This is a genomic window from Magnetococcales bacterium, assembly GCA_015231925.1.
GTDB lineage: Bacteria > Pseudomonadota > Magnetococcia > Magnetococcales > JADGAQ01 > JADGAQ01.
Genome location: JADGAQ010000160.1, coordinates 1 through 9,812, shown reverse-complemented (window position 1 = coordinate 9,812; position 9,812 = coordinate 1). Strand labels below are relative to the sequence as shown.

Genomic DNA, 9,812 nt, shown 5'->3' with positions numbered 1-9,812 from the left:
AGAAAATGGAGGCTGGAAAATTCCTTGGTCAATGGTGAGCTTTTGCCAGGAGTCTCACGGGGCCGGGGCCGTTGGGGGGTTCGGCGGGCAGGGGGTGGGGTGGTGGTGTCAGTCTGGCGGGCAGGGTACAGGCAGCGATTGCTGGCCCGATTGCTGGAACCCCGAATTTCCCCCAATTGATTGCTATTTGATTGCTGGACAAAAAATGGGTTAGACAGAAACCCGTCTAACCCATTGCAACTATCTGATTTTAAAGGCTTTTCTGGAGCCGCCTTGCGGAATCGAACCGCAGACCTGCTCATTACGAGTGAGCTGCTCTACCATCTGAGCTAAGGCGGCGTCGCGACCGCTCTCTTTTAGCGCAACTGGGGCGCGGACGCAAGTAGGCGCGATAGGGGCCGGGGCTGTTTAACGGTGCAACCGCGCCCTTACCGCCTCCTCCTGATCCAACTCCTCCAGGCGCATGTCCATTTCATGCATCAGTTCGTCTATCTCCGGCAGAATCACCTCTTCCAGCGCCCGGGCGCGTCGTTCGGTACGGCGGTACTCCTGGATCAGCCGGTAGAGATTGCCCGACAACTGGACCATCTCCAGCAGGACCTCGCTTACTTCACCCCAATGCCGCACCAGACCCAGATATTCCGGTGAGGCCAACACCGCTTCCTGGCGGGGAGGTTGCAAGCGGGCCGTTACGCCCCCCTCCAGAAAAGTGACCCCGAAAAAATCCCGGATGGTCCACTTCCCTTCCAGTTCGCATTGCGGAGCCGGCATTTGGCTCAACTCCTCCAGGCCATGGCGCAGTATCCCCTCCCGGAATGCCGTCACCCCCTCCGAGATCACCTCCTGATACCGCCGGTACACCACCCGGTACCGCTCCAGGGTCCGCACGATCCGGGCCGCCAGCAGCAGCCGCTTCTCGTCCAGAAAGCGATACCCCTCCCCCATGGCCAGGCGTTCGTCCTTGAGTTCCAGAAGGGCGCTGCGTGTCGGAGTGGTCTCCATGGCCTAGCGGCCTTCCACCGGACGACGGATGTAACGCTCCAACTGCCCCTCCGAGAGCCGGGTCAGCTCCTGCTCCGGCAGCGTGCGCAGCAGGGACCAGCCGATTTCCATACTCTCTTCCAGGGTGCGGGACTCCTCCTGATGCACGAATTTCCGTTCGAAATCGTTGCCGAACTCCAGAAACTGCCGGTCGTTGGCCATCAATCCGCTGGCTCCCACGATATTGGCCAGCAGCCTCACCTGCCCCGCGCGGGCATAGGCGGCGTAAAGCTGATTGGCCAGGGCCGGATGATCTTCATGGGTAAAACCCTTGCCGATGCCGTCCTTCATCAACCGGCTCAGACACGGCAGCACCTGGATGGGCGGAAAGATGCCCTGCCGGTCCAGATGGCGATCCAGCACGATCTGCCCCTCGGTGATGTAGCCGGTGAGATCGGGAATCGGGTGGCTGATGTCGTCCGCCGGCATGGTCAGAATCGGCATCTGGGTCAGGGTGCCGGCACGACCGTGAACACAACCGGCCCGTTCATAGAGGGTGGCCAGATCGGAATACATGTACCCCGGATAGCCCTTGCGGCTGGGGGTCTCCCCGTGGCTGGAGGCCACCTCCCGCAGGGCTTCGCAGTAGTTGGTCATGTCGGTCATGATGACCAGGACATGGCGGTCCTCCTCGAAGGCCAGATACTCCGCCGCCGTCAGGGCGAAACGCGGCGTCAGCAGCCGCTGTGCGCTCGAATCGGAGGCGTAGTTGAGAAACAGCACCGAGTGACCCAGAGCGCCGCCCTCTTCGAGCGTGGTCTGGAACTGCCGCGCCGTGTGATAGGGTACCCCGATGCCGGCAAAAACGATGGCGAAGGAATTGCTTTTCCCCTGCTCGCCTCGCAGCCGGGCATGCAGGGCAATGCGCAGCGCCAGTTGATCATGGGGCAGCCCGCCCCCCGAAAAGACCGGGAGCTTCTGACCCCGCACCAGACTGTCCAGCACATCCACCGCCGAAATGCCGGTTTCGATGAAATCGGAAGGGTGGATGCGGGCCACCGGATTGATGATGGAGCCATCCACCGGCAACACCTGTCGGGCCGCCACCGGGGGACCGCCGTCCATCACCTGCCCCACCCCGTTGAAGACCCGCCCCAGAATGCCCGGCCCTAGGGCAAAGGAGATCGGCTCGCAGGAAAAACGCAGCCGGGTGTCGGCCAAGGCCAGATCCGAGGTGGTTTCCAACACCTCAATGGTGAGAAACTCCTCGTCCAGCGCGGCGATGCGCCCCAGACGGGGCCGGTTGTCGCCGCCGATCACCGTGACGGCCTCGTTGAGACCCACCTGCACCGTGCGCCGGGCGAAAACCAGGGGTCCGCGAATACCCGTCACCACCTCACGGGCTGTCAACTCCGCTGCCTGACTCATGGGTTGCCCCCCTCCTGGCCGCTTTGCAGGCCGCTCAAGGCCAGGTCCAGATCCTTTTCCAACTGATCGAAGAGTTCGAGGGACGTTTCCGGGATATCCTCACCCATGCGTTGCACCCGCCGCAACACCGGCAGCCGGGCCAGAACCTCCACATCCCCCCCGGCCTCGACCACCTGCTGCGCCGCGTCGAGAAACCGCTCCAGAACCACCATCATGCGAATCTGCCGGTTCGGCGAAGTGAAACGGTCGTTTTCCGAAGAGGCCGACTGACGCAGAAAGGCCTCCTTGACCAGATCGGCGCAGAACAGCACCAGCCGTTGCGCCATGGGCAGGGCATCCTTGCCGAGAATGCGGGCCATGCGTTCCAGACGCTGCTGTTCTTCGAGCAGAGACAGAAAACGCCGTCTCTGCTCCCCCCAGCGGGGATGGCCCCGTTTGCGCCACCACAGCTCCAGATCGCGGGCATCCTCCGAATAGGAGACCAGAGGATCCACCGCAGGGAAGAAACGTGCCTGGGCCAGTTTGCGGTTCAGGGCCCAGAAGTTGCGCACATAGCGTTTGGTATGCACCGTCACCGGTTCGGAAAAGTCGCTCGATGGGGGACTGACGGCCCCGATGATGGTCAGGGAGGCGCTCTTTCCGCCCAGGGTCTGCACCCTGCCCGCCCGTTCGTAGAACTCCGCCAGACGGGTGGAGAGGTAGGCCGGATAACCCGCTTCGCCCGGCAGTTCCCCCAGCCGGCCCGAAACCTCCCGCAGGGCTTCGGCCCAGCGGCTGGTGGAGTCGGCCATCAGCGCCACGTTGAGTCCCTGGTCCCGGAGATACTCGGCCACCGTCACCCCCGTGTAGATGCTGGCTTCGCGAGCCGCCACCGGCATGTTGGAGGTGTTGGCGATGACCACCATGCGCTCCATCAGGGGGCCGCCGGTGCGGGGATCCTCCAGATGGGGAAACTCTTCCAATACACCCGCCATCTCGTTGCCGCGTTCGCCGCAGCCGACGTAGACGATGCAGTCGGCGTCTGCCCCCTTGGCCACGGTCTGCAGCAAAACCGTCTTGCCGGTGCCGAAGCCCCCCGGAACGCAGGCCTTGCCGCCCTGGGCGATGGGGAAAAGACAATCCAGAATGCGTTGCCCCGTCAGCATGGGGGGGCCGATGTCACGCCGTTCCGCCACGGGGCGGGGGCGGCGCACCGGCCACCAGTGGATCATGTTGACGGAGTGCAGGCGTCCATCCTTGCTCCGCAGGCTGCACAGCTCCAGGTCTTCCGAGTATTCCCCTTCCGCCACGATGGAGACCACCTCTCCCGAAACACCGGGCGGGGTCAGGATGTTCAGGGTGCGAACGGCGGTATAGGGCAAGGTGACCTTGCCGATGACCTCTCCCGCGCCGACATGCTCGCCCGGCGCGACCTTCGGGGTGAAGGGCCGGATGCTCAGCGGCGTTTCCATGCTGCCCGGTTTGATGAAAGCCCCCTTGTAGGCCCGCAGAGGACGCAACAGGCCATCGAAAATCTGGCCCAGCAGGCCCGGTCCCAGAAGGACGGCCAGCGGCTGTTCCCGACCCCGTACCAGATCACCCGGTCGCAGGCCCGTGGTGTCTTCGAAGACCTGCACGGTGATCTCCTCCCCGTCCAGGCGGATGACCTCTCCCAGCAGACCCCGATCCCCCACCAGGACCGACTCGTTGAGCCGGAAGGGTCCCCGGCAGCGGGCCCGCAATACCGGTCCCCCGATCCAACAGATGTTCGCATCGCTCATGGCGACTCCCCTGTGGCCTGGTCCAGCAAATCCAGCAAGCGGGCTTCCATGGCCTGTCGATCTCCCAGAATGCTCTCCAGGGAACCGTCGATCCAGGTTTGGCCCAATCCGACGCGCACCCCGGCGGTCAACGTTTCGTCCGGCTCGTTGCTCCAGCGCACCGCGCCGAAGGAGGCGGTCAACTCCCCCGCGTCGAAACCGGGCGGATGCTGGCACAACCAGACCGCTTCGGCGGGCAGATGGCGTTTCGCCGTCTGCACCACCATGGCCAGCCACGCCAGTCGGGAAACGGGGTCCGCCCAGCGGCGCCGCATCGCCTCCTCCAGCAGGGATCGGGCCTGAGAGAGCATTTTGGTGGTCTGGCGCAAATGGCGACGGCGGTTTTCCGCTTCCATGCGCGATTTGGCCCGTTCCACGGTGCGCAGCATGAGAGCCCGTTCCACGCCGACGGCCTGACGCATGCGTCCCCGCGCTTCCCGATGGGCGCGTCGCACGATCTCGTCGGCCTGACGTCGGGCCTCCTGCAACATCTCTTCGCAACGCTTCTGGCGTTGCTCGTCGATCAGACGCAGCAGGGAACCCAACTGAAGTTCGGTGATAGAGGCTTTGTTGTGGATCATTGCTCCAACCCCAATCGGGTGCGAACCAACTTTTCCAGATCCGGAACCGCCACCAGCCCACGCACGTCCGTTACCACCAGGAGCGGCGGCGATACCGCCACCAGGGCCTCCTCCAGCACTTTGGGAGGCAGTTTCCCGGCGAATTCCGCAGTGATCACCACCAGGGGGGCCTCCTTGCGGACGGCGGCCAGAACGGTCAGTTCCTGGCCGGGGTCCGGAGTGACCACCCGGAGTCCCGCAAAACGCCAGGCCGCCGCACTGGCCGTGTCCCCGATGAAGACCGGTTGGCCCACGCCTTGTCCCATTCTACAAGCGATTGAGGATCAGAATGGAGACGATCAACCCGTAGATGGCGATGCCTTCGGCGAGTCCCACCAGAATCAGCATGCGCCCCAGGAGTTCGGGTTTTTCCACGATGGCCCCGATGGCTGCGGTGGCGACGTGGGCCACGGCGTAACCCGCGCCCAGGGAGGATCCCGCCGTGGCCAGCGCTGCGGCCAGATAGCCCCAGCCCGCGCCTTCGCCGCCGGGGAGTGGTCCCGTCGCCGGCGCGGGGGCGGCCATCGCCGGCATACCCAGCAGCATCAACGTGGCGCCAACCGCCACCAGGGTGATCACAAAGGTCAGACCCATCAGGAAACGGGTGCGCGCAGCCATGTCGAAACTCCTCCTTCGTGCTTCATGAATCGGATGTCAACCCCTCTTTCACCCAGGAAACCCGCCCGCCCGGAGGCAACTGCATGGGTCGGAACGGACGGCCCTCCCCTCGAAAGAAGCGGATAAAAAACTCGAACAGAATCAAACGAGTGGTCTGAACCGACACCACCAGTCCCTCCAGAGCGAGGATCAGCAGGTTGCCCGCCACCAGCACCAGGAGGTAGGCCTCGCCCGAGGCGTCGGCCAGGGCCACCACCGCCTGGGAGAGTCCCGCGTGAGCCAGGGCGAAGGCCCCGATGCGGCTGAAGGAGAGGGTGTTGACCAGCCACTGCAACAGGGTCTCCGGCAGATGGGAGAGGGCCAGCAGCAAACCCTTGAGCCATTGGCCGACGCTGGTGGAGGGATGTTCCCGCTCGTGACCGAAGAGATGCCAGGAGAGACCGACGACGATCAGCGCCAGACCCGGATCGCGAACGGCTGGAAACGGCAGGGCCAGAAGACCCGCGTAGATCAGGGTCACCCCCATGTGAACGGCCAGCCAGGAGTGGCCCTGGCCCTGCCAGTGGGCCTGCAGGGCGGAGAGGCCCTGGGAGGTCAGCAGGATGATCACCCCCGCGCCCAGGGGCCAGGCCAAAACATCCAGGGGACGGGCCAGGGCGTGTTGCCACCAGGGGGGGAAGACGCCTTCCAGACAGAAGAAGCTGCCGAAGAGAAAGCCGAACAGTATGGCCATGACGCCGCCGCCGATGAGCAGTTTTCCGGCCTGATGCTCCCTCCACAGCCATCCCGCCCCCAGAAGCACCGCCCCCTGCCCCACGTCACCGAACATGTAGCCGAAAAAGAGCGGCGCCAGAATGGCCACCAGCAGACTGGGGTCGCAATCGTCGCCGTCCGGGGTGCCCATCAGGCCCGGAAGGATTTCGAAGGGTTTCACCCAGGCGGGATTGGCGAGCAGCATGGGAATGCGGTGCCCCGGAACGGGTTCGGCAAAGCGCAGCAAACCCCGAACCCCGATACTGGCCAGCATGCGATTGAGGGATCGCACCTCCTGCCGGTCGGTCCATCCGGTGATGTGAGCCAGCGGCCCCACCGAAGGGGTTCCGGTCAGGTTTTGCAGCAGCCAGGCCGCATAGTCCAGGAGTCCGGCAGCTTCGGCGATGCGCCAGTGGTTGCCCAGCCGCTCCAACTGGCGTTTCAGCCGTTTGATCTCCTGCTGACCGTGCTGCAGCTTCTGTTCCACGGTCAGCACCAGGTCGGCGGCGCGCCCCTGGAACCAGTCGGGGATTTCCAGCGTGCGTCCGTTGACGTTGCCGATCTCCTCTTTCACGTGTCCCACCGACTCCCGAGGACCGACGACCAGCAGAAAGCGGTTGTTGCGGTCCGTCACGTCGCGGTAGAGCAGGTCGATGGGGATGTCGTTCTCCAGCTGGGCTTCCGGCGGCAGGGCGAACAGCGCCGACTGCAGCACCGCCCCTTCCGGCTGGCGCAATCGGTCGAAGTCGAGTTCGCCGCGCGCCATGGCGCCCACGAAGCCCTGGTAATGGGCCATGTCGGTCAGAAGGCCTTCGGTGTGGCGCAGGGCGCGGATCAGCGGACCGGCCTCCGTCACCCAGCCGGAGAGCTGCTCCAGGGCATGATCCACCTGGGGCAGAAAGGCCTCGCGGGGCAGCGGAGCGTGCATGAGAATGGGGGGCCAGAAGGCTTGATACTGCCGGGCATATTCCTGAAACCGGGTCAGTCTCTCCCCGAGCCCGGGGGCGACCTGGGTGACCAACGGGGCGCCACCGTCGGTTTCCAGCTCAACGGAGCGGAGTTGGCCCAGGGCTTCCACGGCTCGGGGCAGATCATCCCAGGCGACCAGCATCTCGAACCATCGGGCCCCTCGGGGTCGCAGCATCAGGCGGATCCCTTCGCTTCGTCGAAGAGCTGGCGTTCCACCAGCAGACCCCGCACTCTTTCCCAATCGAGCCAGATCAGGGCGAGGAAGGCGAACACCGCCGCCGGACGACCGGTTTCGGCTCGCAGCAGCCAGGTCAGGCGACTCTGCAGGTCTTCCCGGGCCTCCCAGCCGGCCTGGGGACCGGAGAGGCCGGAAAACGCGGCCTGATGTTTCTTCAGCAGGGTCGTCAGCCGGCGCAGCCCCTCGCGAGCGGCGCGGTCGACGCCATCCGGCCAGAGGGACTGCCAGTGGCGTCCCCACTCCGCCAGGGAAGGCCCGCCGGAGGGCGAGCGATTCAACTCCACGGCCCCTTCCAGCCAGGAGACGGCCTTCTTCCACTCGCCGGGAACCCATACGGAGAGATCGCGCACCTGCAGACGCCATTGCTGGGCCAGTCGCTGTTCCACCTCGGCGGCCTGGTAATCGGCGGAGACGGTGCTGACCCAGTAGGCGAGGGAACTCTCCCGGAGGTGTTTGAGCAGCAGAGTGAAGGAGCGTATCCCCCCGAGCCGGGTCCAGACCGCGCTTCCGGGTCGTTCGGCGTGGCGGGCCTGCAGGCGCACCTGGGCGTAGCACAGGGAGGGGGAGGCCGACATCAGGGGGACTCTGCGGAGGGCGTGGTCAGGATCCGCGCCAGTTCGGCAACCGTCGTTTCCAGCAGCGATTCGGCGAGCGGCGGATGCTCGACAAGGCGGGGATTGGCCTGGAGCGTTCGCTTCATGTAGGATTTCATCATGCGGGAGCGATTCTTGCGAATCGAAACCATGCGTGCGTCGGTACGTTCCTCGATATGGCGCACCGTGCGTTGGGCTTCCACAAGCAGGGCGTCCGCTTCCAGACGGCACTTTTCCACGGCCTCTTCCGCCGCCTGTTCGGCGGCCAGGGCACGATTCATGGCGGCTTCGACGGACTGCCCTTCGGCAAGCGGTTCCCGCATTGGCATCTCCGTTGCAATGATCTTGAACCCCATGCCTGGTCTCTTCGGGCCGGCAGTGACAACAAGGGCAGCTTTCAGCTTGCCAGATCGGGTGGCGAAAAGGCAAGGGAAAGGATGAATCCGGACCTCCTGTCGTCATTCTGCCTGTTATTTGGTCTGGCAGGGCCTGTTTTTCGGGCAACGCGGCCAATTGGCCCCAAAAGGAGGAGTTCATGTCTCAACGCCACCCCTCGCCCCGCAACGTGATCGTCGACGGCATGGGAGAGATCAGGCTGAGGAGTGCCCTGCAACCCATTTTCAGCCCTGCCCATCGCAAGGCGGTCGGTTTCGAGGCCCTGGTGCGGGCCCGTCGCGTGGACGATTCGGCGGTTTCGCCCGCCGAACTGTTCCATGCCGGATTGAATCCCTCCGAGGTGGCCCATATCGACCGTCTGTGTCGGGAGGTTCATATCGCCCATTTCGCCGACAGCGGCTTCGAAAGCGGCTGGCTGTTCATCAATCTCCATCCCCAGGCGCTGCATCTGGGCAGCAAACAAGGCATTCGCCACACCCACGCCCTGATGGAGCGGCACGGGGTCTCCCCGTCGCGGGTGGTGGTCGAAATCCTGGAACACGCCATTCCCGAGGAGGGGCGTCTGGCGGAAACCCTGGATTACTACCGCAAACTGGGCTGTCTGATCGCCCTGGACGACTTCGGTGCCGGCCACTCCAATTTCGACCGCATCTGGCGGTTGGGGGTCGACATCGTCAAGCTGGACCGCAGCATGGTGAGCAACGCCACCCGTCATCCCAAGGCCCGGCGCGTCCTGCCGGGGTTGGTGGAGTTGTTGCACGAAACCAACTGCCTGGTCCTCATGGAAGGCATCGAGACCGAAGAGGAGGCCCTGATCGCCCTGGAGAGCGACGTGGATCTGGTGCAGGGCTTCCATTTCGCCCGACCCAGTCTGTTGCGGGAAGCGCCGCAACAGGATATCCCTCTGTTGTTTCAGGAGTTGCGCAACCGTCAGGACCAGGAATCCGTCGCCATGAGCCTGCTGCACAAAAGTCTCATGGAACGCATTCAGAAGGCCTTTCTGCTGGCCTGTCGCCTGCTTCCGGGGGAGTCGTTGCCACTGGCCGTGGCGCCTCTTCTGGCCATTCCGGAGATCAGGCGCTGCTACCTCATCAATGCCGAGGGACTGCAGATCGGCAGCAACCTGGCCCGGCCCGGCGCCGAAAAGCCCTCCCCGTTCCAACCGCTGATGGAGGCCCAGGGAGCCGACTGGTCGCGGCGGGCCTATTTTCGTCGCGCCGTGGAAAAACCGGGTCAGCCCCAGGTGTCGAGGCCCTATCTCTCCCTGCCGGACAAGGCTATGTGCATCACCCTTTCCATGGCCGTGTCCACCCCCGACGGCCTTCAGGTGTTGTGTAGCGACATGGTTTGGAACGCCCCCTCCCGCGCCTTGTCCACCGGATGGTTGTTGCCCCGTGACACCCCGCCGGTCGCCTCC

Annotated in this window: 10 protein-coding genes and 1 tRNA gene; 1 reads left to right on the top strand and 10 read right to left on the bottom strand. The window is 64.6% G+C overall.

The genetic code is table 11. The features are described 5' to 3' along the window. Positions 1-263: 263 nt before the first annotated feature. The 10 genes from HQL56_15170 to HQL56_15125 form a co-directional block, all read right to left on the bottom strand. A tRNA-Thr gene (locus HQL56_15170) sits at positions 264-339 on the bottom strand. Between the two features lie 69 nt (positions 340-408). After that, positions 409-1,002: an ATPase gene (locus tag HQL56_15165; protein ID MBF0310859.1), complete on the bottom strand. Its 594-nt coding sequence runs from the start codon at positions 1,000-1,002 to the stop codon at positions 409-411. Positions 1,003-1,005: 3 nt separating this feature from the next. Then, on the bottom strand, positions 1,006-2,409 hold the full coding sequence (locus HQL56_15160) for a V-type ATP synthase subunit B (protein ID MBF0310858.1): 1,404 nt from the start codon (positions 2,407-2,409) through the stop codon (positions 1,006-1,008). After that, the gene (locus tag HQL56_15155) at positions 2,406-4,169 is read right to left on the bottom strand and encodes a V-type ATP synthase subunit A (GenBank protein MBF0310857.1); all 1,764 of its coding nucleotides are present in this window, start codon (positions 4,167-4,169) and stop codon (positions 2,406-2,408) included. The genes HQL56_15160 and HQL56_15155 overlap by 4 nt, the downstream gene beginning before the upstream one ends. Beyond that, positions 4,166-4,789, bottom strand: coding sequence for a hypothetical protein (locus HQL56_15150; protein ID MBF0310856.1), 624 nt, complete (start codon positions 4,787-4,789; stop codon positions 4,166-4,168). Before HQL56_15150 ends, HQL56_15155 begins: the two co-directional genes overlap by 4 nt. After that, complete coding sequence (locus HQL56_15145) at positions 4,786-5,082, bottom strand: Vacuolar H+transporting two-sector ATPase F subunit (protein ID MBF0310855.1); 297 nt, start codon at positions 5,080-5,082, stop codon at positions 4,786-4,788. The genes HQL56_15150 and HQL56_15145 overlap by 4 nt, the downstream gene beginning before the upstream one ends. A 13-nt stretch (positions 5,083-5,095) precedes the next feature. After that, positions 5,096-5,446 (bottom strand): H+transporting two-sector ATPase C subunit, encoded by a 351-nt coding sequence (locus HQL56_15140; GenBank protein ID MBF0310854.1) that lies wholly within the window; start codon positions 5,444-5,446, stop codon positions 5,096-5,098. 22 nt (positions 5,447-5,468) lie between these two features. Next, positions 5,469-7,343 carry a hypothetical protein gene (locus HQL56_15135; GenBank protein ID MBF0310853.1) on the bottom strand — a complete coding sequence of 625 codons (1,875 nt, stop codon included), beginning with the start codon at positions 7,341-7,343 and terminating at the stop codon, positions 5,469-5,471. Then, positions 7,343-7,981: a hypothetical protein gene (locus HQL56_15130; GenBank protein ID MBF0310852.1), complete on the bottom strand. Its 639-nt coding sequence runs from the start codon at positions 7,979-7,981 to the stop codon at positions 7,343-7,345. The genes HQL56_15135 and HQL56_15130 overlap by 1 nt, the downstream gene beginning before the upstream one ends. Then, positions 7,981-8,322, bottom strand: a complete 342-nt coding sequence (locus tag HQL56_15125; GenBank protein MBF0310851.1) for a hypothetical protein — start codon at positions 8,320-8,322, stop codon at positions 7,981-7,983. Before HQL56_15125 ends, HQL56_15130 begins: the two co-directional genes overlap by 1 nt. A 212-nt stretch (positions 8,323-8,534) precedes the next feature. Here HQL56_15125 and HQL56_15120 point away from each other — a divergent pair. Further along, a partial coding sequence (locus HQL56_15120; protein MBF0310850.1) for an EAL domain-containing protein occupies positions 8,535-9,812 on the top strand: 1,278 nt, incomplete at its 3' end.

Bases quoted from the DNA above. Each gene is read 5' to 3' on its own strand.
- HQL56_15165 (MBF0310859.1), bottom strand. From the start codon at position 1,002: ATGGAGACCACTCCGACACGCAGCGCCCTTCTGGAACTCAAGGACGAA.
- HQL56_15160 (MBF0310858.1), bottom strand. From the start codon at position 2,409: ATGAGTCAGGCAGCGGAGTTGACAGCCCGTGAGGTGGTGACGGGTATT.
- HQL56_15155 (MBF0310857.1), bottom strand. From the start codon at position 4,169: ATGAGCGATGCGAACATCTGTTGGATCGGGGGACCGGTATTGCGGGCC.
- HQL56_15150 (MBF0310856.1), bottom strand. From the start codon at position 4,789: ATGATCCACAACAAAGCCTCTATCACCGAACTTCAGTTGGGTTCCCTG.
- HQL56_15140 (MBF0310854.1), bottom strand. From the start codon at position 5,446: ATGGCTGCGCGCACCCGTTTCCTGATGGGTCTGACCTTTGTGATCACC.
- HQL56_15135 (MBF0310853.1), bottom strand. From the start codon at position 7,343: ATGCTGCGACCCCGAGGGGCCCGATGGTTCGAGATGCTGGTCGCCTGG.
- HQL56_15130 (MBF0310852.1), bottom strand. From the start codon at position 7,981: ATGTCGGCCTCCCCCTCCCTGTGCTACGCCCAGGTGCGCCTGCAGGCC.
- HQL56_15125 (MBF0310851.1), bottom strand. From the start codon at position 8,322: ATGCGGGAACCGCTTGCCGAAGGGCAGTCCGTCGAAGCCGCCATGAAT.